The organism is Sneathiella chinensis (assembly GCF_012720115.1).
Lineage (GTDB): Bacteria > Pseudomonadota > Alphaproteobacteria > Sneathiellales > Sneathiellaceae > Sneathiella > Sneathiella chinensis.
Genome location: NZ_VNWN01000002.1, coordinates 866,942 through 890,246, shown reverse-complemented (window position 1 = coordinate 890,246; position 23,305 = coordinate 866,942). Strand labels below are relative to the sequence as shown.

Sequence of the window (23,305 nt, the reverse complement as noted above, 5' to 3'; positions counted from 1 at the left end):
ATAAACACGCGCATGAATGTTTTTCCAATTATTCATTGCGGCGAAATAAAATTAAAATTATCTTATATAAGGTTAGTGCAAATATACTAAGGAGCTTTTCAAGCAAATTCATAATGTCCATACCGGAGAACAAAATGACAAGTCACTCTAAAGCCAGACAAAAAGTTCATACGGTCCCTCAAGATACACCGGCAGGTGAAGAAAAAACAGTTCGCCAGATAGATGCGCATGTTGGCGGAAAAATTCGCGAAAGACGCATCCTGCTGGGGTATACACAACAACAGATGGCAAACCTGATCGGGGTTACCTATCAACAGGCTCACAAATACGAGCGGGGGATCAATCGCATTTCAGCCGGGCGTCTCTACAGCATCGCCTTCGCCCTCAATGTCCCTATCAGTTATTTTTACGAAGGGCTCAGCCCCACGGACACAACCGAGACCACCTCACGCCAGAGGATGTGCCTTGAAATGGCCCGGAATTTCTCCCAGATCGAGAATGAGCGCTATCAGGATGCCCTCAGTCACCTGACACGGGCCCTGTCGCAAACCGGCACCCACTAACCCGATGCCGACCACAGCCCCGATCTTTGCCGGGGCTGTGATCTCTCCCCTTGAATCCACATTTTAAGGCTCTGACAGGCTTGTTTCCCCGTCCCGAAACACTCATAATGTTCCCAGCATTAAAGTTTCAGACGTCAGACCCTCATGAACGATACCGTAAACAGCCATAGTCGCCTGTGTGATTTCGAAGATTGCGCGGAAAATGGTGAATTTAAAGCCCCTAAAACCAGAATGCTCGACCGGGGTAACCCTGACGACTATCACTGGTTTTGTCTGCGCCATGTCCGGGACTACAACAAGTCCTGGAACTTCTTTGATGGCATGTCTGATGACGAGGTACTGAAATACAAGGACGACGACATCACAGGGCATCGCCCCACCTGGAAGATGGGCAGCCGCACCGCCACCATCCGGCCAGACCATGTCTATGATGATCCGTTTGAATTCAGGAAAGAAACCGAAAACCCCTTTTCAGGGTTTCAGGGCGACAGCCACCAGAATAACCAGGCCCGGAAGATGGATGCCAAGGAACGTGAGGCCCTGGCAACCCTGAACCTGACCCCGGGGTGCACCCTGAAGGAAATCAAGCGCCGCCACAAGGAGCTTGCCAAGAAATACCATCCCGACACACGCGGCGGGGACAAACAGGCCGAGGAAATCCTGAAAAACATCAACCAGGCCTATACACATCTTCTATCTTGCGGTAACTCATAAGGGTAACCGTAAATAACAATTCTACTTCGAGATACGGAACAGTTATGACGCCTTTAGAACTCGCCGGTACCGCGCCGGAAATCAACCTCCCAGACATCAAGGTTTCTGTCCGGGACGTTTTCAAGATTGACAGCGATCTGGAAGTCCCCGCTTTCAGCCAGCATACCGAGCGTGTCCCCGATCTGGACCCAACCTATGTGTTTGACCACGACACCACCATGGCCATTCTGGCCGGCTTTGCGTTCAATCGCCGGGTCATGGTTCAGGGCTATCACGGTACAGGCAAGTCCACCCATATTGAGCAGGTCGCCGCGCGCCTGAACTGGCCCTGTGTCCGGATCAATCTGGACAGCCATATCTCTCGTATGGATCTGGTCGGTAAGGACGCCATTGTCCTGCGCGATGGCAAGCAGATCACCGAATTCCGCGAAGGTATCCTGCCATGGGCGCTGCAACATCCCACCGCAATCGTTTTTGATGAATATGACGCCGGTCGTCCGGACGTGATGTTCGTGATCCAGCGCGTTCTTGAGGTAGAAGGCAAGCTGACACTTCTGGACCAGAACCGGGTTATCCGCCCGCACCCGGCCTTCCGGATGTTCGCCACCACCAACACCATCGGCCTTGGCGATACCACCGGCCTCTATCACGGCACCCAGCAACTGAACCAGGGCCAGATGGACCGCTGGAACATCGTTACCACCCTCAACTATCTGCCAGAGGCTGTGGAAACGGAAATCGTTCTCGCCAAGCTGCCGACCTATGACACGGATGCCGGTCGCAAGACAGTCAAGTCCATGATCGCCTGCGCCGAACTGACCCGCTCCGGCTTTATTTCCGGTGATATCTCGACGGTCATGAGCCCGCGGTCCGTAATCACATGGGCAGAAAACACCGAGATTTTCGGTGATGTCGGCTTTGCCTTCCGGGTGACCTTCCTCAACAAGTGCGACGAGATGGAACGGCCGATCGTGGCTGAATATTATCAGCGCAGCTTTGGTGAAGAACTGCCGGAATCCTCCGCTAACATCAGCATCGGCTAAAACTGTGGCACTTTCCAAGAACAAAGAAGCCCCGGCGGAACTGTTCAAGCGGGCAGTGACGGCCACAATGCGGGCCATGTCACAGGACAAGGAACTGGAGGTCACCTTCGGGACTGACCAGCCGGGCATGTCCGCCCACCGGGCCCGGCTGCCGAACCCGGCCCGGAACCTGCCGCTTGAGGACATCCACCTGATCCGGGGACAATCGGACAGTCTGGCCCTGCGCAAACGCTATCACGATGACAAGCTACACGCGAAGCTGGTTCCCGCTGGCGGCGACGCCAAAGCCATTTTCGATGCGATTGAACAGGCGCGTGTGGAATCCATTGGCGCCAACCGCATGAAAGGCGTCTCGGACAACCTCTATCGCCAGCTTGACCGGCGCTGCAAGGAAATGGGCTTTGACCGTGTCTACGACAAGGCAGAAGCCCCGCTGGCCGAAGTTCTTGGAATGCTGGTCCGCGAAAAGCTGACAGGAACCCCGGTTCCCTCCTCCGCCACCAACATGGTGGACCTGTGGCGGGACGAGATCGAAACAAAGGGCGGAGAGGATTTCGCCGCCCTGCTTGATACACTGGAAGACCAGAAGGAATTTGCGGCTGCGGCCAAAAAGCTCCTGAAGGATCTGGACCTCTTTGATGATGCGGAAGGCAGCCCGTCTGAAAGCGACGAAGCTGGCGACGGCGATGAGGGGGAACAGGATCAGGAGGCGGAAAGCAGCGGCGCAGAAGGCGACGAGGAAGCCCAGGAAAGCAGTGCCGCAGAAGACGCCACCGCACAGGAAGGTGCCGGGGACGACAGCAGCGATATGGAGGCTGGCGAATCCGCTGAACAGGAAACCTCCTCCAGTGGGGATGAAGCCGGCAAGGATCGCAAACCGTCCTACCCGGATGACTTCAGAAACTTCCATGAAGGCCCCACATACAAGGCCTTCACCACCGAGTTTGACGAGGTGGTCCATGCCAATGACCTGTGTGATCATGATGAACTCAGCCGCTTGCGCCAGCAACTGGATCAGCAACTGAACAGCATGCAATCGCTGGTCAGTCGGCTTGCCAACCGCCTGCAACGGAAACTGCTCGCGCAGCAGAACCGGTCATGGGAATTTGATCTGGAAGAAGGCATGCTGGATTCGGCTCGCCTGTCCCGTGTGGTTGTGGACCCTCTGCTGCCCCTGTCCTTCAAGCAGGAACAGGATACGGATTTCCGGGATACGGTCGTGACCCTGCTGATCGACAATTCCGGCTCCATGCGCGGCAGGCCCATTTCCGTGGCCGCCATTTGCGCCGATATTCTGGCCAGAACCCTTGAGCGGTGCTCGGTCAAGGTCGAGATTCTCGGCTTTACCACCCGTGCATGGAAAGGCGGGCAATCCCGCGAGAAGTGGCTGGAACAGGGCAAGGAACCCAACCCCGGCCGCCTCAATGACCTGCGCCATATTGTCTACAAGCCGGCGGATTATCCCTACCGGCGCGCCCGTCAGTCCCTTGGCCTGATGCTGCGCGAGGGCCTGCTGAAAGAGAATATCGACGGCGAAGCCCTTCTCTGGGCCCATAACAGGTTGCTGGGACGCCCGGAACAGCGGCGCATCCTGATGGTGATTTCCGACGGGGCACCGGTAGACGACAGCACCCTGTCCGTCAATGCCGGCAACTATCTGGACCGGCACTTGCGGGATGTTATCGACTGGATCGAGAAAAAATCCCCGGTGGAATTGATCGCCATCGGTATCGGCCATGATGTGACCCGATACTATCAGCAAGCCGTGACCATTATCGATGCCGAACAATTGGGCGGCGTCATGATGGAACAGCTTGCCGATCTGTTCGATGAAGACAAGGTTGCCACCCGCAAAAGCGCGAAGCAGTGGTGATCGAACCTTAAAGGTGCGCCTTCAGGAAGGCCACCGTTCGGGACCAGGCGAGTTGCGCATCCGCCTGGTCATACCGACCCCCTGACGGGTTGGCAAAGGCGTGATCGGCCTCGTACCAGTAGATTTCAGGATCAGGCTGCCCGGCCTTCTTCATTTCCTCTACAAAGCCGCCAACCATTTCCATATTGATCCATTTGTCCTCTGTGGCGAAATGGCCTTGCACCGGCCCTTCCATCGCCCGAAGCGCCTCGGCCTTCTTGGCCACATTCCCGTAATAGATCACCGTGGCATCCACAGGAGAGTTGATAGAGGCATTGAGGGACCATCCGCCGCCAAAACACCAGCCAACCGTTCCGACCCGTCCTGTGCCCTTTTCATGCTCCCCCGCCCAGCGAATCCATCGGGCAAGGGTTTCACCGGCAATCGGGGCCTCGACCGCCCCCATATAGGCCCGCGCCTCTTCCGGGGTTGAGGCCACCTGCCCCTTGTACAGATCGATGGCCACCGCGATATATCCGGCCTTTGCAAATTCTGCGGCGGTGGACTTGATATAGTCGTTCAACCCCCACCATTCATGGATCAGGATGACCGCCGGGGCCGGTGTCACCTCCGGCATGGCCACAGAGGCCCTGACACGGTCCCCGTTCTCCAGAATCAGGGACACATCCTCCAGCGTCGAGGCGGCGGCCCTTGCCAGCACCGGATCAGCCAATATGACGGCCAGTGGCAACATTCCGACAGATTTTACAACATCCCTGCGTGCATACATGTTTCTCTCCCTCATATTCAGTCAGCATTTTCCATTGAAATGCCGCAGAGGCGCGCAGAAGCAAGAGAGAAATTCAATTAACCTTTGAGAAAGGGGGCGTTCAGACAAAGAAAAAGCGAGCTGCCCAAGGCCAGCTCGCTTTGAATTCTTTAGGACGAATTACTGTCTGGATCAGGCAGCAACAGTCGCTTTCTTGATGTCACGTTTAACGCGACGGGCCTGCAGGGACAGATTTTCGTCTCTGGATTTCAGCAGGAAGTTATCCAGACCACCATTATGCTCTACTGAACGCAGGGCAGCAGCGGATACTTTCAGGCTGAATGAACGGCCAAGCATATCAGACATCAGCCGGACTTCCTGCACGTTCGGCAAAAAGCGGCGACGGCTTTTATTGTGGGCGTGGCTGACATTGTTGCCGGCCTGAACACCTTTACCTGTCAATTCGCAACGACGGGCCATAGCGCACCTCATTTGAATCATAAAAGAAATACCGGCACACACGCCAGTCGTGAGATGGGCTTTTAAGGAATGGTAACGCGTCCGTCAAGTCAAATTACCTAAAAAAGGCTTCTAGCACGGCCGCCCCCCTTCCTCTGGCCTATTTTTCAAGAAAAATGGCCAAAAGTTGCTGTGCTGCGGCGGTTGGACTGATCAAACCGGCCTTCACATCGGCCTCCATCCGGGGCAAGGCGACCGAAACCTGTTCATGAGACTTCAATCGATTCATCAATGTGTCACCAAGTTCAGCCCACATCCATGCAGCGGCCTGCTCCTCCCGCTGGCGGGTCAGTTCCTCATCCGCGGAACGCGCCTCGCGATACTCGCCGATGGTCTCCCACAGGGTATCAATGCCCGCCTTCTCAAGGGCAGAGGTCATCAACACCTTCGGTTTCCAGTGCTTGCTTTTGGGGCGCATCAGGCTAACCGCCCCGCGATATTCGGACGCCGCCCGGCGAGCGACCGGAATAAGGTCGCCATCGGCCTTGTTGATCACAATGATATCGGCCAGTTCCATGACCCCCCGTTTGATGCCCTGCAACTCATCCCCGCCCGCCGGGGCCAACAGAAGCATGAAGATATCAACCATATCGGCAACGGTGGTTTCCGACTGCCCGACCCCGACGGTTTCAATCAGGATCACGTCATACCCGGCAGCCTCGCACAGCAGCATCACCTCGCGGGTGCGCCGCGCCACACCGCCAAGCGACCCACCAGACGGGGATGGACGGATAAAGGCGTTCGGGTCCCGCGACAGTTCTTCCATACGGGTCTTGTCGCCCAGAATGGAACCGCCGGTCCGTTTCGATGATGGGTCAATGGTCAGAACGGCCACCTTATGCCCTTGCGCGGTCAGGAATTTACCAAACGCCTCGATAAAGGTGGATTTCCCAACGCCGGGCGTGCCGGAAATGCCAATGCGGACAGACTTTCCGGTCTCGGGCAGCAAGTCGGATAACAGCGCCTGTGCCTGTTGCTGGTGATCGTCCCGTACTGATTCGACAAGGGTTATCGCCCGCGCCAATGCGCGGCGATTCCCGCTGATGATCCGCTCTTTCATGATATCGAAAGCGGTCCCTGTTTCTTGTTTTTCTTTTCTCATGCATTTCGGTATGGGAAAATATGCCTCTGGCGTCAAGAGGAATGCCATTTCCGCGCCAAACTGCTATCACTGGGAAAACAGATCGGGAGGCAGGGATGATCCAGCCAATTCACACGATTGAAATGCACACCGGAGGGGAGCCATTGCGGATCGTCCGGGATGGCGTTCCCCTGCCCGATGGCATGACCCTGCTGGAACGGCGCCGTTATTTACGGGACCAAGCCGATCATTACAGAAAATTCCTGATGTTCGAGCCCCGGGGACACCGGGACATGTACGGGGCCATCCTTGTGCCGCCCGATGACAACGATGCCGATTTTGGCGTCATCTTCCTGCATAACGAAGGATACAGCACCATGTGCGGCCACGCGATTATTGCGCTTGGCCGATATGCCGTTGACTCCGGTCTTGTGAAGAAGCAGGACGGGGAAGTCCCGGTCAACATCCAGTGCCCCTGCGGCCTTGTCCGCGCCCGTGTCCATGTGACCAACGGTCAGTCCGGCGCAGTCTCGTTTCACAGCGTGCCGTCTTTTGCCCTTCGGCTAAACCAGTTTGTCGACACCCGCGATTATGGCCCGGTGGAGCTGGATATCGGGTATGGCGGTGCCTTTTACGGTATTCTGGATGCGGGCAGCCTTGGTCTTGATCTTGGCGCGACACCCACCACCAAGCTGGTTGAGGCCGCCGACCACCTGTCCCAGGCCATTCGGGAACAGATCAACATTGAGCATCCGACCGAACCCGACCTTTCCTATCTTTACGGCATTATCTTTACCGACGGACAGGACGGGCGCGGCGGCAGCCCCAGCACCAACATCTGTGTCTTTGCCGATGGGCAGGTGGACCGCAGCCCCACCGGGTCCGGCGTGACCGCCCGCCTTGCCGTCGCAGCGGCCCACCGCCGGGCAGAACCGGGAGAAACCTTCCAGTTTGAAAGCATCACCGGTGCGGTTTTCAGTGGCACGATCGTCGGCACCGGGAAACTGGATCGATATTCAACCGTTACCGTCGAGGTGAGCGGGCGCGCCCACTATTGCGGAAAGTCCGAATTCACCATGGAAAATGACGACATGCTGGCCGGTGGCTTTCTTATCCGCTGAATAACAGGAACAAACCACATGACAAAAACAACAGACAGCCTGCATCCCCTTGCCGAAGACATTCTGGAACAGGCCTACGCGCCCTATTCAAACTTCCGGGTTGGCGCGGCCCTGAAAACGGAAGCGGGCAACATCTTCACCGGATGCAATGTGGAGAATGTCTCCTTCGGCCTGACCCAATGCGCGGAACGCAATGCCATTGCCAAGGCCGTGGCAAGCGAAGGCCCGACCATGAAGATCCAAGAGATTTTTGTCGCCAACCGCAATCAGGACAATCAATCCGTTCCCTGCTCCCCTTGCGGGGCCTGCCGGCAGGTCATTGCGGAATTTGCCGCATCATCAGACACCCTGATCCACTATCAGGGCCAGAACGGAGCTGTTACGGTCACCATGGACGCCCTTCTGCCGGACAGCTTCCGGTTCTGACGATCAGGCCCCTTCGAACCCCCGGATGAAACTGGCGATATTATCCCCAAGGAAGTCGCGGTTGTATCCCCCTTCCTGCACCAGGACCGTCGGCAGGCCAAGTTCGGCGATACTGCTTGCGATCCGGCGGAACCCGTCCGTGGTGATGCGAAGCCCGACCAGCGGGTCGCCTTCAAAAGCATCCAGCCCCAAGGCAATGAACAGCATGTCCGGGGCATAGGCCCCCAAAGCGGCCTTTGCCTTGTCCAGATACTCAAGATACCCGTCGTCCCCCGTTCCCGGCGGGATCGGCAGGTTGAGGTTATAGCTTTCTCCCGCGCCCTCTCCCCGCTCGTGGGCATAACCGGCGAAGAAGGGATAGAAATCGGTCGGATCACAATGCAGGGACACGGTCAGCACATCATTGCGGCCATAGAAAATACCTTGCGTCCCGTTGCCGTGATGCACATCCACATCCAGAATGGCCACGCGGCGCACCTGCCTGAGGGCATACTGGGCGGCAATCGCCACATTGTTCAGGAAACAGAACCCGCCGGCCTGATCCTGAAAGGCATGATGCCCCGGCGGGCGGCAGAGGGCATAGGCGGCCTTCTGATCGCCAGTCCCCCCGTTCAGCACCAGATCCGCGGCGGTCAATGCAACCTCGGACGAAGCGACAGCCGCCGCCCATGTCTCTGGCCCGATGGGGGCGGACATGTCGGTGCTGTAGTAGCCCACCTCGCCCACAACCCCGGTTGGAACAGAGGCCATACGACGGCCCGGATGGATATTGGGCAGGACTTCGTCGCTCTCCATCCCTGCTGCTTTCCAGCGCCCGGCGATTGTTTCCAAGAATGTCAGATAGTCGGGGGTATGAACCGCCGCCCGGTGCTCCGGGCCGAAGGCGCGCGCAGGAACAATCTCATGCCCTGCCGTGGTCAGGCCAGCCAGAAGGGCATCGGCGCGACCGGGGACTTCCTGAGGCTCATGAAAGGTACCCGCCTTGAAATAGGTCTGCGGATGGTGCCGGGCATGATCCGGCGAGAATACTATTTTCATAAAGGGCCTCATTGACGGGTTAAATCACTTCGTCAATGAGGCCAGATAAAACAGTTTTGCGTCAAGTAGACTTTTGCTTGCGGATCAGTTCCAGAACTTCTGCCGCAGCGGCCGGAATATTCGTCCCCGGCCCGTAAATGGCAGAAACGCCCGCTTCGTAAAGGGCATCATAGTCCTGCGCCGGGATCACCCCGCCGCACACAACCAGAATATCTTCCGCGTCCTGCGCCTTCAGTTCGGCAATGATTTGCGGCACCAGTGTCTTGTGACCGGCTGCCTGTGAGGAAATACCGATCACATGCACGTCGCTTTCAATGGCGTCCTTGGCGGCTTCTGCCGGGGTCTGGAACAACGGCCCCACATCCACGTCAAAGCCGATATCCGCAAACGCCGTCGCAATCACCTTGGCACCGCGGTCGTGACCGTCCTGCCCCAGCTTGACCACCAGCATCCGGGGACGACGCCCTTCCTCGGCGGCAAAGGCCTCGATGTCCTTCTGGATTTTCTGGAACCCTTCATCCCCCTCGTAGGCGGAACCATAGACACCGGAGATAGACCGGATTTCCGCCTTGTGACGGGTGAAGACTTTTTCCATGGCGTCAGAAATCTCCCCAATTGTTGCACGGGCGCGGGCAGCGTTCACACTCAGTTCCAGCAGGTTCGCATCCCCTTCTGCCCCCTTGGTCAGTGCCTCAAGGGCAGCCTGACAGGCGGCTTCATCCCGTGTGGCCCGGATTTTCTCAAGGCGGGCGACCTGTTGGCGCAGCACCTCGGTGTTGTCCACGTCCAGGATTTCGATGTTGCTGTCATCTTCTGCCAGTGTGTATTTGTTTACACCAACGATGGTTTCCTCGCCGCGGTCAACACGGGCCTGACGCAGGGCCGCTGCTTCCTCGATGCGGAGCTTGGGCATGCCGCTTTCAACGGCCTTGGTCATACCGCCCAGTTCCTCGACTTCCTGGATCAGCTTCCATGCTTCATCAACCAATGAATTGGTCAGGCTTTCCACATAATAACTGCCGCCCAGCGGATCGATCACGTTCGGAACACCGGTTTCCTCGGCAAGGATCAACTGGGTGTTCCGGGCAACCCGGGCCGAGAAGTCTGTCGGCAGGGCAATAGCCTCATCCAGCGCATTGGTATGCAGGCTTTGTGTCCCGCCCAGCACTGCTGCCATGGCTTCATAGGCTGTCCGGATCACGTTGTTATAGGGGTCCTGCTCGGTCAGGCTGACACCGGATGTCTGGCAGTGGGTCCGCAGCATCAGGGACTGCGGGTTCTTCGGCTCGAACTGCTGCATGACACGGGCCCACAGGACACGGGCCGCACGCAGCTTTGCGATTTCCATAAAGAAATTCATGCCAATGGCAAAGAAGAAGCTGAGACGCGGTGCGAACTCGTCAATCTTCATGCCCGCCGCCATCGCCGTGCGGGCATATTCCAGCCCATCCGCAATGGTAAAGGCCAGTTCCTGCACCTGTGTCGCACCAGCTTCCTGCATGTGGTAACCGGAAATGGAGATGGAGTTGAACCGCGGCATATTCCGGGACGTATATCCGATGATATCGCCAATGATGCGCATGCTGGGCTTCGGCGGATAGATATAGGTGTTCCGGACCATGAATTCCTTCAGAATGTCATTCTGGATGGTCCCGGACAGCTTGTCAGGGCTGACACCCTGTTCCTCGGCGGCAACAATATAGTTGGCCAGTGTCGGCAGCACCGCACCGTTCATGGTCATGGACACGGACATTTCGTCCAGCGGGATACCATCGAACAGGATTTTCATATCCTCGACGGAATCAATGGCCACGCCAGCCTTACCCACGTCACCGACCACCCGCGGATGATCACTGTCATACCCACGGTGGGTGGCTAGGTCGAACGCCACGGACAGGCCCTTCTGACCTGCCGCCAGGTTGCGGCGATAGAACGCGTTTGATTCTTCTGCGGTCGAGAAACCGGCATATTGGCGAATGGTCCACGGACGGTTTGCATACATGGTCGCCCGCACCCCGCGCTTGAACGGTGCAAAACCGGGCAGTTCATCTTCCAGAGGAAGGGACTTCACATCGTCCGCGGTGTAGAGAGGATTGACCGGGATGCCTTCGGGCGTGTCCCATACAAGGTCTTCCACTTTCCGTCCGCGCAGTTCCTTTTCAGCCAACTCATTCCACTGGTCACGGGTTGGTTTTGGAAAGTCGCTCATCTCAGTTTATCCTCTATATTGTTTTTTGGCGCGATTTTGCACCGCAGCACACCTGTCTGTCAATTTTTCTGCCGGTCTCGGGGCGCAATTGTCCGCTTTCCCTGTTTCAGAATGACTGAAACCCCATGATCCTTCTTAATAAAGCTAACAAACGTTTGGCAAACAAATTTTGTCTTTGCCCCATTTTGGTCGCCTTTCAGGACCACTTTCCCCTATATTCCCTTTCAAAAGGGCCCGTTGCCGCTCTACACAAACCCGGATACATGTTATAGCGCCTTCAGGAAAAGAGAAGGCCTCCGGACAGGTCTCAAAGTTTAGTTAATGAATGCACCTATGAAGACAAGCCAGATTACAGCGGTACTCGGCCCGACCAATACCGGAAAGACCCATCTGGCTGTCGAGCGTATGATGGGCCACAGCGACGGCATTATCGGCCTTCCCCTTCGGTTGCTGGCACGAGAGGTCTATGACCGGATTGTCCGCAAAAAAGGAGCGGCCAGTGTGGCACTGGTCACTGGGGAAGAGAAAATCATCCCGCCCCATGCCGCCTACTTTGTCTGCACGGTCGAGGCCATGCCGCTGGACCGGGGTTTCCAGTTTGTTGCGGTGGACGAAATCCAGCTTGCGGCAGACCCCGAGCGGGGCCACGTCTTTACCGACCGCCTTCTTTATGCCCGGGGCCGACAGGAAACCATGTTTCTGGGGGCCGAGACCATCAGGCCCTGGATACAAAGGCTGATTCCCGATGCGGTCCATGTCACCCGCGACCGCCTTTCCAGACTGAGCTATCGGGGACCGAAGAAAATCTCCCGCCTGCCCAGCCGGTCCGCCATAGTGACCTTTTCCGCCAATGATGTTTATGCCATCGCTGAACTGATCCGGCGGCAGCGGGGCGGGGCCGCCGTTGTCATGGGGAACCTGTCTCCGCGCACCCGCAACGCCCAGGTCGAGATGTACCAGTCCGGCGAAGTGGACTTTCTGGTCGCCACCGACGCCATCGGCATGGGGCTCAATATGGATATCGACCATGTGGCCTTTGCCAGCACCTATAAGTTTGACGGGGTCATGTCCCGCAGCCTGACCCCGGCGGAATTTTCCCAGATTGCCGGCCGCGCCGGGCGGCACATGAACGACGGCACCTTTGGCACAACCGCCCATGTGCAGCCCTTTGACGAGGACCTGATCGAGCAGATTGAGGATCACAGGTTCGAAAAGGTAAAGCATATTCGCTGGCGCAACCGTGACCTTGCCTTCAATACCGCCCGGGACCTGCTGCGCACCCTTGAGCAACCGTCAAAACACAAGGGCATGATCTCGCCGCGGGAGCCGGATGACTATCTGGCCCTGAAAACCCTGTCGGCCGATCCCGAAATACAGCATTATTCACGAAACACGGCGAAAGTCCGTCAATTATGGCAGGTCTGCCAGATACCGGATTTTCGCAAGACAATGCATGATGCCCATATCCGTCTTTTGAAACGTGTGTATCTTGGATTGCAACAGCCGGGCGGTAAATTGCCGACCGACTGGATCGCTGACCAGATCAACAAGCTGAAAAAAACCGATGGGGATATCGATACCCTTGCAACACGCATTGCCCATATCCGCACTTGGACTTATATTTCTCACGTTTCGGAGTGGGTTGACGATTATAAGCATTGGCAGAACGTCGCTCGTGGAATAGAAGATAACCTGTCAGATGCTCTGCATGAGCAACTGACGCAGAGATTTGTAGATCGCCGCACCGCAATGCTGGTGCGAAAACTGAAAGACAGTAGTCAATTGGAAGCCGTGATTAACGAAGCCGGCGATGTCCATGTAGAAGGACATTTTATCGGCACTCTAACAGGGTTGCGCTTTGCAGCCGACATGACCGTAAACAGTGCGGAAGCCCGCACCTTGCGCAATGTTGGCAACAAGACCGTAGCCAAGGAAATCACCAGCCGCGCCCAGGCCATCGCCGCATCGGAAGATGAGACCCTGTCCCTGACCGAACAGGGAGAGATCGTCTGGCAGGACGTGACCGTGGGTCGCTTGTCAAAAGGGGATTCGGTTCTCAGACCGAAAGTTAATCTTCTGGCCAGCGAGCAGCTGAACGGTCCCGCCCTTGAAGCCGCAACCAAACGATTGCAGGATTGGGTAAACGGCCAGATTGCCACCCGCCTGACCCCGTTGGTAAAGCTGGCGGACCTTCCCTTGACGGGTGCCGCCCGTGGCATCGCCTTTCAGGTCAGTGAAAATCTGGGCGCCCTGCCCCGGTTCCGGCTGAACGAACAGATTCGCATGCTGGACAAAAAGGATTTCGGGCGTCTGAAATTCGGGGGCTTGCGCGTCGGGTACGAACACGTGTTCATGCCGCTGCTGCTGAAACCCGACCCAACTGCCCTGCGCTGTCTTCTGTGGGCCATCCACGAAGAGCGGAAGGAAATCCCGGCACCGCCTCCGGCTGGCCGTGTTTCCTTTGAAGTGACAGACAGAATGCCCCGCGCCTTCTACCTGACCGCAGGATACGCCCTTTTCGATAATCTGGCCGTCCGCCTTGATATGCTGGACAGGCTGGCAGGTCTGCTGCGCCGCGCCTCCCGCGGACTTCTGGAAACGGAAGACAAAAAACCGGCAACCGAAACTGCGGCCACAGAAACAGCTGCCTCGGAAACTGGCGCTGCAGCGGACGCACCAGCCCCTGAGGCCCAAGCCAAGCAGCCCTCCGAGGCCGCCCCTCAGGACGCGGCACCGGAAGCACAGCCCTCAGATGCGGAAGCCACTCAGGCAACCGAGGCCCCTGAAGCAGCAGAAGATACCCCTGCTGCAGAAACAAGCCCGGCAGAGCCTGAGGCCGAAGCTGCGACGGAAGAGGCCTCCCCTGCGGGCAAGCCCGCCGCCAAGGAAGCGGACACCGGCAAGGCCAAGAACAAGAAAGACCTGCCGCGCAATCTGCCCTTCAAGCCGACCCATGAAATGCTGTCCCTTGTGGGCACGACCCGGGAACAGTTCACCCTGATTCTGGAACATCTGGGATACAAGGCGAGCGGCGAAGGTGAGGAACTGATTTATCAGAAAGCCCCCTTCAAGAAACGCAAGAAGCAGGCACAACCGGCTGGAAAAGAAAAAGGCCCACGCGGCAAGGGGGCAGGCGCCCCTCGCAAGGCTGCCGGTCCGGGACGCGCCAAGCCGACCAAGACCCGCGAAATTGATCCTGACTCTCCTTTTGCGGTGCTAAAGAATCTCGGCACCAAATAGTCATGGATACCATTGAAGATAACGGGACGGCCAGCATCCGGGTGGACCGGTGGCTCTGGTTCGCCCGTTTCTTCAAAAGCAGAAGCCTTGCCGCCAAACTGGTTCAGGGCCGCAAGGTTCGCCTAAACAGTACCGTCATCGCCAAGCCCAGCGTTACCGTTCGCGTCGGGGACGTTCTGACCTTTCCGCAAGCCAAGGCCATTCGGGTCATCAAGGTTGTGGCAATCGGAACGCGTCGTGGCCCTGCCCCCGAGGCACAAGCCCTGTATGAGGATCTGGCGCCTGCCAGTGAAACACCGAAACAGGATGCCTCGCGGGATGCACCAGCCCCGAAACGCGAACCGGGCGCAGGGCGGCCAACAAAGGCCGACCGGCGGGCGATTGACCGACTTAAATCAGGAATGGAATAACAGCCGCCTCTGACGGAGGGGCTGGTTCGAGAGGATACTCTTATGAAAGATATGCAGAAATTTGACAAATATTTCCGGTCCTGGAACGAAGGTGAGACCGGGTACTTCAAGGTCGCAGCCGTTACCATCAATGAAAACAAAGACGCAAAGGCGCTTGAGCTGAAAGCCAAGGATGCCGCCCGGGAAATCGAGGCGGAAATCACCTATGCGTGGGACCTTGGCAAAGAGAGCAGCGAAGCCTGGTGGCTGGAATGGGGCGGATACTCCCTTGAAGAGGAAATCCCCTACTATGCGGCGATCACCTTGCCGGAAGCCCAGGAAAAAATTACGGCATTCGACCCCAAGGATAACGAGTTTGAATGCAGCAGCGTTGAGGAACTCAAGGGGCTGCTGTTCCACGCCTATGACGAGGACCTGACCGCCGCAGACCTGAAGCGTGGCTTTAGCGAGTGGTTGGGGCATCTGGACGATGATGCCAGAAGCATCCTTGAAAAGGATCTTGAAAGCTGGAGCAACCGGGCAAAGATCGTCTAACGCCGGTCTTTTTCAGGGCTGCCTAGCGAAAGGTTCGCCACGCGGCAAAAATGCGGGTACCGGTGGTCACCCAGCACAAGGCCCCGAAAATAACGGCAATTACCGTAAACAAATCGGGGAACAGGCAGAACAGGACGAAGGCAATGATTGTTTCCGTCCCTTCTGTCAGCCCCCCCAGATAATAGAGCGACTTGGCCCCGCGGATCTCGGTCGTGATCTTGTGCTTTTCCGCCATGACCGCATAGGCCAGAAACGTCGAGGCGGTCCCCATGAAGCTGAAAACCAGAAAAACCGCCGCAAGGGCATTTTCCGGACGGGCCAGCGCAAACCCCACCAACACGGCAGAATAAAAGATAAAGTCGCAGACAATATCCAGATAGCCGCCGAAATCCGTCAGCAGGGTTTTCCGGGCCACTGCACCGTCCAACCCGTCGAACAACCGGTTCACAAGGATCAGGACCAGCGCGGTCCAATAACTTTCGAAGGCCAGAAACGGCACCGCCAGCATCCCGATCAGGAAACCGGTCACCGTGACCATATTCGCCGATATGCCAAGGGCGGCAATCCGCTCTCCGGCCTTGTTCAGCGGCGGGTCGATCACATATCGGATGGCGGAATCCAGCATTTCAGACCTTGATACTCCTGCATGGCGGGCCCCGTTCAGGGGCCGGAAACGTATCCTGTAAATTTACTGAAATTTTCCAGACTGGGAAACCAACGAATTTGTGAAGGGCGGTACGACGCGCCGGCGGGAAAAGGCGCAAGACTAAGTTTATGTTAACGCTTATCCGCGACCCTTATCCAAAAGCCTTGGACTTTCAAACACAGTAGACGTGCTGATTATGAACAAAAAATATGAAGTCGCCATATATAACGACCATGTCCTGCGTGCCCTGCAACAGGGTGACCATCACAAGGACCTTGCCGATGCCTGGGCGGACACCCACTATTTTGAGGTAAGCGCCGCCAGCGAAACCGACGCCCTTGCCAAGATGAAACGCAAATACCGACCGGAGAACGGTTTCGTGATCAAGGAAATTCAGGAAACCGAGGGCGCCTGACCATTGGCATGGGGCGCCCCGGCATTATGAAATGATACGGTTCAGTATCCCACATAATAGGGATTGGCACCGCCTGCATGGTCGGTGACGTCAAGCACACGCTCGATCACCGGAACCTCGCGCTTGATTTCCACCTCGACCCCCTGCTTCAGCGTGGCATCAGCCATACCGCAGCCCTGACAGCCCCCGGACATTTCGACGAAGGCTGTGCTTTCCTGAATATCGATCAGGGTGATATAGCCGCCATGAGCCGCAATGGCCGGATTGATCCGGGTTTCCAGCAGAATCCGAATGGCATCCGCCTCCGGTGTGTTGAGGCCGGGACGATCGGAACCGTTCTGCTCGGCTTCCCGCTGCATTCTGTCAAACTTGACCCGTGAGACTTCGGGAACGAAGTGCTTCAGTGTATTCTCGATCTTGATCTGGGTACCAAAGGCAGGGGTGCTGAGGCCCGTGCTGTCCATTTCCAGCGTTACCGTACCATCTGCCGGATCATAGGTCTTGAAGGAGACATCGCCCCCATCTTCCTGCAGTTGGGGCCGGACCCGTTCCTCGACCAGTTCCTTGATGGAAACGACAATCTTGCGATCTTCGGGCGAGTAATTCTCCTCTGCATCCTGACTGGCGGAATTCAGGACCGCCATACCGGTCATGTAGTGATCCATGACCGCCGCCAGAACCATGGGCTTCAGTTGGATCCACAAGGGCCCCTTGTCGGCTTCGGGTACCTTGGTGATGGTGATACTGTCCTCGCCCAGTTCCACCGCCTTCACGCCGGGAATATCAAACAGCCGCGCCGCCAGAGGGGAGCGGGCGCGCCCCTCTTCCGCATCATCAAATCGGATACTGCCGGTCGGCAGGACCTGCCGTCCCGGCTGAAACTGCATCACATTTTCATCCGCAAGCGGCAAGGTTTGAATAAACATCTACGTGAACTCCGAAAAACGGTCTTTGCTAAACTGAACCGTCAGCTAACAAATTGTTGGCCAATCGGCAAGGGGTATCACTGAAATATGCCGTTTATGCCCGTATGCAACCCAAAATCACACTGTCGCAACCGGATTGGCTGGGGACCCCACGGCCCCCGGCAGGCGCAACGGCGGTGCGGTCAAAAAGAACCGGCTGCGCCCCTGCGCTTTCAGCCAGCGGTTCAGCGGGGTCAGGTGCCACAATTCCCCAAGGTGAATTCCCAGCTTGAACAGGCACAATTCATGAATTGGCAAGGCCACGCACGCGCCCGGCTGCTTCTGGGCCGGATAGGTTTCGACCGCGTAATTGTCGGCAATCAAAACAGACAGGCCACTATCCGTGATCCAGTTCAGCAAGCGCCCATCCCGCCCGTTGAGTGTACAGCAGGACCCGTGCAATTTATCCTTGTCGGGGGTGCCGCCCATCTCCACGATCATTTCCGCGAACCCGGTGTGAAGACAGACCATATCGCCCTTCTCCACCGTCACGCCGTCCGCCTCCATCACGCGCATCAGGTCATCATATCCAACGGACTTGCTGTCCCGGCCATAGGCGCCTTCCAGATCGATCATGACACCGCGGCCCTGAACGCCGACCTCGGCCATCTTTTCAATGCCAAGCGCCGAGGCCTTCATCTCGGTATCACTGGTCGCATCTTTCGGGCCGCAAATATGTTCCCCGCCGCGATAGCCGTTGTAATAGACCACCTCGGCAATCCCGTCGCCGTCGGCATCAAACTCCTGCCCCACATGGGACAGACCATCCCACTGGGAGGAATACTGGGTATGAAGCAGGACCGCATCATCACTGATCACATCCCGAAAATCCGGGAAATCAGCAGACAGTCGATAGTTGGAGTTTGGCTCACCGCCCCGCAAGGTCGGTCGCAATTGCGGTGGCAGGCGCCCTGCGTTTAAGGCGTTCCCCCCCGGCAAATCCAGTGGCAGGCTCAAGCAGAATCTCAAGCCCTCCCGGATTTCAGACGCGGCCTCCCGCACAACGGACGGGGTCAGGAAGTTAAGACGCCCGATCTGGTCATCCTCTCCGAAATCCCCCCAGTTTGATCCCTCTGGCCTGTTTTTCCAGCGCATGGATTAATCTCCTTATTCTTGTTTTGGATCACTGTATATGAAAAAGGCCCCGGCGATCAAATGTCCGCTGATGCGATACAGAAGATCCCCGAGGCCTGTCCGTTGGAGGAGAGGTTCCTCTCCCCCGGATGCCGGAATATCAGTGGCGGTAGTTGCTACCCTTGCGGTCCAGAAGACGCAGCAGCCCAGCCCATTCCAGCGCATTGAGGTCCGACCGGGACTTGAACTGGTTCAGGGTATTCTCGCAAACCTCCTTGGAAGGAATGATCACTTCAGAACCACCGGAAAGCGCCTCGATCTGGGACTGGCAGGATTTTTCAAGATAGAAAATCCGGCGGAAAGCCTCGGAGATGGAACCACCGACGGTCAACAAACCGTGGTTGCGGAGAATCATGGCAATGTTGTCGCCAAGATCGCGCACCAGACGTTCCCGCTCATCAAGGTTGAGGGCAATCCCCTCATAACCGTGATAGGCCAGACGGTTGTAGAACATCAGGGAGTGCTGGGTCAGCGGCAGCAGACCCTGCTTCTGGGCGGACACAGCCATACCTGAAGACGTATGCGTATGCAGAACGCACGCCACATCGTGACGGGCGCCATGCACGGCACTGTGAATGGTGTAGCCGGCCGGATTGATCTCGAAATTCGTCTCATCCAGAACATTGCCGTCAATATCCACCTTCACAAGGCTGGAGGCACAGATCTCGTCAAAGAACAATCCGTAAGGATTGATCAGGAAATGGTTCTCATCACCCGGAACCCGCGCAGAAATATGAGTGAAGATCAGGTCGGACATGCCGTAATGCGCAACCAGCTGGTAGCAGGCGGCAAGATCAACCCGTGTTTTCCACTCTTCCTCTGACACTTTGCCCTTCAGCGAAGGGACCATCGTCGTGACTGTATCCACACCCATTTTTTTCTCCTTGTTTTTATCTGTTAGATGGTCTGTCGATCTTAATTGGCGTTTTCAGCATTCTGCAGCAAGTTGCGACCAATGACAATTTGCTGGATCTGGGTGGTTCCCTCGTACAGACGAAGCAAACGCACATCCCGATAGAAACGCTCAATCTTGTATTCGGACATGTAACCGGCACCGCCGTGGATCTGTACACCCTTGTCAGCGACACGGCCTGCGGCCTCGGTTGTGAACATCTTGCAGCAGGCGGCCAGCATGGAGATATCCTCGCCTTCATCGAAGCGGCGCGCCGCATCGCGTGTCATGCTGACACCGGCGTAGATATCGGCCTGACTGTCGGCCAGCATGGCCTGCACCAGTTGGAATTCACCGATCGGCTTGCCGAACTGCTTGCGCTCAACCGCATAGCCGAGAGCCTCCTGCAGCATCCGTTCTGAAATACCGGTGGCAACAGAACTCAGGTGCAGCCGTCCCCGGTCGAGAACCCGCATGGCCGTATAGAAGCCCTTGCCTTCAACCCCACCCAGCAGGGCAGAGGCCGGAATCCGAGCATCTTCAAAGATCACGTCACTGGTCTTGGTGCCGCGCTGACCCATTTTCTCGTCCGCTTTCGCGATGGTGATACCGGGTGTTGCCGGATCAACGAGGAAGGCGGAAATGCCGGACGCCCCTTTCTTGGAAGGGTCGGTCCGCGCCATCACAGTCAGCATCCCCGCCCGCAGGGCGTTGGTGATATACCGCTTGGTGCCATTGAGAACATATTCGTCGCCGTCCCGGATCGCGGTTGTGCGAAGGGAGGCCGCATCAGACCCGGCATCGGGTTCCGTCAGACAGAAAGAGGAAGAGATTTCACCGGTCGCAAGGCGCGGCAGATATTCCTTTTTCTGTTCTTCGGTGCCGGTCATGACCAGTCCCTGACTGCCAATACCAACCGTTGTACCGATCACGGACCGGAAAGACAGGGAGGCCTTGCACAGTTCGTGAATGACTTCGCATTCCTGAAGCATGCTCAGGCCGATTCCGCCATATTCTTCCGGGATGGACAATCCGAACAAGCCCAGCTCGCGCATTTCCTGAACGATTTCTTCGGGAACCTCGTTTGTGCGTTCCACCTCGTCCTCTGCGGGAATCAGGCGATCCCGAACAAAGCGGGCAACTGATTCCTTAACCTGAGCGAATGTTTCCTGATCTAATGCCATAATTCAAATTCCTTCTATACTTATTATTCTTAATTGTCTGGAACGCCTGCATCATTAAGACAATTGGGGGCTTGAAACAAGTTTTGTCAAACCTGACCGCACATCACCTCGACACCGCGGGCCAGTCCAACCAGTTGCGGGCCAATCTCTTCCCGGAGTTTTTCCTCTGACAGCAAATAAGAGGACCCCCCGCAGTTGAACGCCATCACATCCCCGTTGCCGGCATCCCGCACCGGAACACCAACCGCAGACGTGGCCCGCTGCCACCCGCCAAGGGACAAACAGAAACCGAAATCCTCATAATCTCGCTGGGCCTGCTCCACCCCTTTGCGGACCCGCGTCCAGTCAGAGCCTGCCTGCACCCGGACCTGATCCAGAATGTCGTCCCGCTCCTGATCGGAAATCCGGCACAGATAGGCCCGCCCCATGGCCGATGTCGCAAGGGGAATATGGGTTCCCACATCAAGGACAAGGGTACTTGTCTTGGCCCCGCGCACCGCCTCCAGATACAGCATGGTCATCTTGTCCCGGGCGCCAAGGGAAACACTGAAGCCGCCCTGCTTCACGAGTTCCCGCATGGCCGGGCAGGCACACACCCTCAGCCGGCTGTTGGCCAACACCGTATAGCCAAGGGCCAGAACAGACGGGGACGGTTCGTACCGACCAATTTCTTCCCGGTGCAGCAGGTAGCCCAGTTGCACCAGCGTGCTGGTCAGCCGGGAAATTGTTGATTTTGGCAGCCCGGTCCGCCGGGAAAGTTCATTGTTCCCCATCGGGCCTTCACCGGGGCGAAACGCACGCAATACCTCCAGCCCCCGCGCAAGCGAGGTCACAAAATGCCGGTCTTTTTCCAGCGTCTCTTCTGTGAGTTCTTCAGGCTTCATAGGTGATATCGATATGCTCCCAAACTGGTCTGGGCAAGGATGGTCCGATCATCATATTAAAAAGGCTCAGGATATTCCACTCTGCAGAAAGACTTTTTTATCTGATGGCGTGATTCAGCATTTTACCAGCCGGAAAAGATCGTTTTTCCCACTTAACCGTATCAAATTTTGCCGCACCGCCGGCTTGACGCAACTGCAACCTTACTGTCAGCCCTTTTGGCCAATTTTACGGAGGAACGGGGCAAAGCGAGAATTTTTACAGCTTCCCTTTGCCGCAACCCGTTGCGTTCACAGACATGCCGACACCAAATTACTCTTGCAGAATTGGGTTCCACTATGCAGAATGGCGCTGCATCGGAACTGCCACAAAAGAAAAACTAGTTCCGTCACAATAATGTATGGGAGAAATAGATGCGCTCTTCACTGAAAAACAAAACCACCAGGACAATTGCATTGGCAGTTGGCCTGACCACGGCGGGACTGGCAACAAGCGCCGTATCCGCTGAACTGCCAAGCTCCATGATCTGGACAGCCTACGGCACCACATCCAGTGGTTACGCCCAGTCTGTCGCCATCAGCAACATGCTGAAACAGGAATTCGGCACCTCCGTTCGCGTCCTTCCGGGCAAGAACGACATTTCCCGCATGACTCCGCTGAAAGTTGGTAAAGCCGACTACTGCGCATGCGGTATTGCCAGCTACTTCGGTCAGGAAGGCGTCATGCAGTTCGCTACTGCAGACTGGGGCCCTCAGCCGCTGCGCGTTCTGCTGACAGCCAAAGGTACTTTTGGCCTTGGTCTGGCAGTAACTGCAGATTCCGGCATCAAGACCGTTGCTGACATCAAGGGCAAACGGATTGCATGGGTTCGCGGCGCAGACGGCCTGAACCTGGGTGCAGAAGCCACCATCGCTTTCGCTGGTCTGACTTGGGATGACGTTGAAAAAGTCGAATTCCCGGGCTTTAAAGACTCCATCGACGGCATGATCAACGGTCAGGTTGACGCCTCTTTCGGCTCCACCGTAACACCGCACTACAAGCGTCTGGCTGCCAGCCCGCGCGGCATTCACTGGCCGACACTGTCTGCTGATGACACCGAGGGTTGGAAGCGTCTGCACGAAGTTGCTCCTTACTTCTCACCGCTGATCGCAACATCCGGTGCTGAAATCACCAAGGAAAAGCCGTGGGAAGGTAAAGGCTACCCTTACCCGATCATGGTTACCAACGCTGACAAGTCCGCAGATGAAGTCTATGCCTTGACCAAGGCAATGATTGAAAAGCACGACGTGTACAAAAACAGCGCTCCGGGTGCCGCTGGTTGGGCTCTGGAAAGCCAGAAAATGGAATGGATCCTTCCTTACCACGAAGGTACTGTTAAGTACTTCAAGGAAATTGGCGTCTGGACCGATGCGGCACAGGCTCACAACGACGGCCTGATCAAGCGTCAGGACGTTCTGATGAAAGCCTATGCAGCCTACAAGGACACCAAGCCGTCTGATGACGAGTTCCGCGCTGGCTGGACCAAGGCTCGTGCCGAAGCGCTTGTCGCTGCTGGCCTGCCGATTGGCGTCAAGTAATCAAGGTTGAAAATAATCGGTCCCTGTCCTGCACAGGGTTGAACAGGGACCGAACTGAAATCCTGGCGGAAGGCTTACGTGGCAATCCGCC

The 23,305-nt window shown here is 56.8% G+C and carries 22 protein-coding genes; 11 read left to right on the top strand and 11 right to left on the bottom strand.

Annotation, left to right across the window (positions count from 1 at the left end; all coding sequences use genetic code 11):
* Window positions 1–134 precede the first annotated feature (134 nt).
* From FQB27_RS04260 to cobT, 4 genes are all read left to right on the top strand, one after another.
* Window positions 135–563: a helix-turn-helix domain-containing protein gene (locus FQB27_RS04260; protein ID WP_169559603.1), complete on the top strand. Its 429-nt coding sequence runs from the start codon at window positions 135–137 to the stop codon at window positions 561–563.
* Between the two features lie 144 nt (window positions 564–707).
* A complete protein-coding gene (locus FQB27_RS04255) occupies window positions 708–1,277 on the top strand; it encodes a J domain-containing protein (RefSeq protein ID WP_169559602.1) in 570 nt (189 codons plus the stop codon).
* 44 nt (window positions 1,278–1,321) lie between these two features.
* Complete coding sequence (gene cobS, locus FQB27_RS04250) at window positions 1,322–2,320, top strand: cobaltochelatase subunit CobS (RefSeq protein ID WP_169559601.1); 999 nt, start codon at window positions 1,322–1,324, stop codon at window positions 2,318–2,320.
* Window positions 2,321–2,387: 67 nt separating this feature from the next.
* On the top strand, window positions 2,388–4,193 hold the full coding sequence (gene cobT, locus FQB27_RS04245) for a cobaltochelatase subunit CobT (protein WP_169560066.1): 1,806 nt from the start codon (window positions 2,388–2,390) through the stop codon (window positions 4,191–4,193).
* Between the two features lie 7 nt (window positions 4,194–4,200).
* Here the strand turns inward: cobT and FQB27_RS04240 are convergent, their stop codons facing one another.
* The 3 genes from FQB27_RS04240 to meaB all read right to left on the bottom strand — a co-directional run bounded on the left by FQB27_RS04240 (window position 4,201) and on the right by meaB (window position 6,520).
* Window positions 4,201–4,962: a dienelactone hydrolase family protein gene (locus tag FQB27_RS04240; RefSeq protein ID WP_206374289.1), complete on the bottom strand. Its 762-nt coding sequence runs from the start codon at window positions 4,960–4,962 to the stop codon at window positions 4,201–4,203.
* Between the two features lie 171 nt (window positions 4,963–5,133).
* Window positions 5,134–5,421: a 50S ribosomal protein L28 gene (gene rpmB / locus FQB27_RS04235; RefSeq protein ID WP_169559599.1), complete on the bottom strand. Its 288-nt coding sequence runs from the start codon at window positions 5,419–5,421 to the stop codon at window positions 5,134–5,136.
* 139 nt (window positions 5,422–5,560) lie between these two features.
* Window positions 5,561–6,520 carry a methylmalonyl Co-A mutase-associated GTPase MeaB gene (gene meaB, locus FQB27_RS04230; RefSeq protein WP_240953337.1) on the bottom strand — a complete coding sequence of 320 codons (960 nt, stop codon included), beginning with the start codon at window positions 6,518–6,520 and terminating at the stop codon, window positions 5,561–5,563.
* 137 nt (window positions 6,521–6,657) lie between these two features.
* Here meaB and FQB27_RS04225 point away from each other — a divergent pair, with 137 nt between their 5' ends.
* Window positions 6,658–7,662 carry a proline racemase family protein gene (locus FQB27_RS04225; RefSeq protein WP_206374287.1) on the top strand — a complete coding sequence of 335 codons (1,005 nt, stop codon included), beginning with the start codon at window positions 6,658–6,660 and terminating at the stop codon, window positions 7,660–7,662.
* 18 nt (window positions 7,663–7,680) lie between these two features.
* A complete protein-coding gene (cdd, locus tag FQB27_RS04220; RefSeq protein WP_169559597.1) occupies window positions 7,681–8,088 on the top strand; it encodes a cytidine deaminase in 408 nt (135 codons plus the stop codon).
* Window positions 8,089–8,091: 3 nt separating this feature from the next.
* Here the strand turns inward: cdd and FQB27_RS04215 are convergent, their stop codons facing one another.
* Window positions 8,092–9,126 carry a histone deacetylase family protein gene (locus FQB27_RS04215; protein ID WP_169559596.1) on the bottom strand — a complete coding sequence of 345 codons (1,035 nt, stop codon included), beginning with the start codon at window positions 9,124–9,126 and terminating at the stop codon, window positions 8,092–8,094.
* A 61-nt stretch (window positions 9,127–9,187) separates the two neighbouring features.
* Window positions 9,188–11,335: a methylmalonyl-CoA mutase gene (scpA, locus tag FQB27_RS04210; protein WP_169559595.1), complete on the bottom strand. Its 2,148-nt coding sequence runs from the start codon at window positions 11,333–11,335 to the stop codon at window positions 9,188–9,190.
* Window positions 11,336–11,668: 333 nt separating this feature from the next.
* On the opposite strand from scpA, the gene FQB27_RS04205 reads away from it, so the two are divergent.
* The 3 genes from FQB27_RS04205 to FQB27_RS04195 are packed head-to-tail and all read left to right on the top strand — an operon-like array spanning window position 11,669 to window position 15,519.
* On the top strand, window positions 11,669–14,575 hold the full coding sequence (locus FQB27_RS04205; RefSeq protein WP_169559594.1) for a helicase-related protein: 2,907 nt from the start codon (window positions 11,669–11,671) through the stop codon (window positions 14,573–14,575).
* A gap of 2 nt (window positions 14,576–14,577) precedes the next feature.
* On the top strand, window positions 14,578–14,985 hold the full coding sequence (locus FQB27_RS04200; RefSeq protein WP_169559593.1) for an RNA-binding S4 domain-containing protein: 408 nt from the start codon (window positions 14,578–14,580) through the stop codon (window positions 14,983–14,985).
* A 42-nt stretch (window positions 14,986–15,027) separates the two neighbouring features.
* Window positions 15,028–15,519, top strand: a complete 492-nt coding sequence (locus FQB27_RS04195; protein ID WP_169559592.1) for a hypothetical protein — start codon at window positions 15,028–15,030, stop codon at window positions 15,517–15,519.
* Window positions 15,520–15,541: 22 nt separating this feature from the next.
* Here FQB27_RS04195 and FQB27_RS04190 read toward each other — a convergent pair whose 3' ends face one another.
* The gene (locus FQB27_RS04190) at window positions 15,542–16,144 is read right to left on the bottom strand and encodes a CDP-alcohol phosphatidyltransferase family protein (protein ID WP_169559591.1); all 603 of its coding nucleotides are present in this window, start codon (window positions 16,142–16,144) and stop codon (window positions 15,542–15,544) included.
* A gap of 217 nt (window positions 16,145–16,361) precedes the next feature.
* Here FQB27_RS04190 and FQB27_RS04185 point away from each other — a divergent pair, with 217 nt between their 5' ends.
* Window positions 16,362–16,580 (top strand): hypothetical protein, encoded by a 219-nt coding sequence (locus FQB27_RS04185; RefSeq protein ID WP_169559590.1) that lies wholly within the window; start codon window positions 16,362–16,364, stop codon window positions 16,578–16,580.
* 41 nt (window positions 16,581–16,621) lie between these two features.
* Here the strand turns inward: FQB27_RS04185 and FQB27_RS04180 are convergent, their stop codons facing one another.
* The 5 genes from FQB27_RS04180 to FQB27_RS04160 all read right to left on the bottom strand — a co-directional run bounded on the left by FQB27_RS04180 (window position 16,622) and on the right by FQB27_RS04160 (window position 21,639).
* Window positions 16,622–17,506, bottom strand: coding sequence for a NifU family protein (locus FQB27_RS04180; protein ID WP_169559589.1), 885 nt, complete (start codon window positions 17,504–17,506; stop codon window positions 16,622–16,624).
* Window positions 17,507–17,623: 117 nt separating this feature from the next.
* A complete protein-coding gene (locus FQB27_RS04175; protein WP_169559588.1) occupies window positions 17,624–18,640 on the bottom strand; it encodes a cyclase family protein in 1,017 nt (338 codons plus the stop codon).
* A gap of 139 nt (window positions 18,641–18,779) precedes the next feature.
* Complete coding sequence (locus tag FQB27_RS04170) at window positions 18,780–19,553, bottom strand: class II aldolase/adducin family protein (protein WP_206374285.1); 774 nt, start codon at window positions 19,551–19,553, stop codon at window positions 18,780–18,782.
* Between the two features lie 41 nt (window positions 19,554–19,594).
* Window positions 19,595–20,755 carry an acyl-CoA dehydrogenase family protein gene (locus tag FQB27_RS04165; RefSeq protein ID WP_169559587.1) on the bottom strand — a complete coding sequence of 387 codons (1,161 nt, stop codon included), beginning with the start codon at window positions 20,753–20,755 and terminating at the stop codon, window positions 19,595–19,597.
* Window positions 20,756–20,841: 86 nt separating this feature from the next.
* Window positions 20,842–21,639, bottom strand: a complete 798-nt coding sequence (locus FQB27_RS04160; protein ID WP_169559586.1) for an IclR family transcriptional regulator — start codon at window positions 21,637–21,639, stop codon at window positions 20,842–20,844.
* A 411-nt stretch (window positions 21,640–22,050) separates the two neighbouring features.
* On the opposite strand from FQB27_RS04160, the gene FQB27_RS04155 reads away from it, so the two are divergent.
* On the top strand, window positions 22,051–23,214 hold the full coding sequence (locus tag FQB27_RS04155; protein WP_169559585.1) for a TAXI family TRAP transporter solute-binding subunit: 1,164 nt from the start codon (window positions 22,051–22,053) through the stop codon (window positions 23,212–23,214).
* Window positions 23,215–23,305 lie beyond the last annotated feature (91 nt).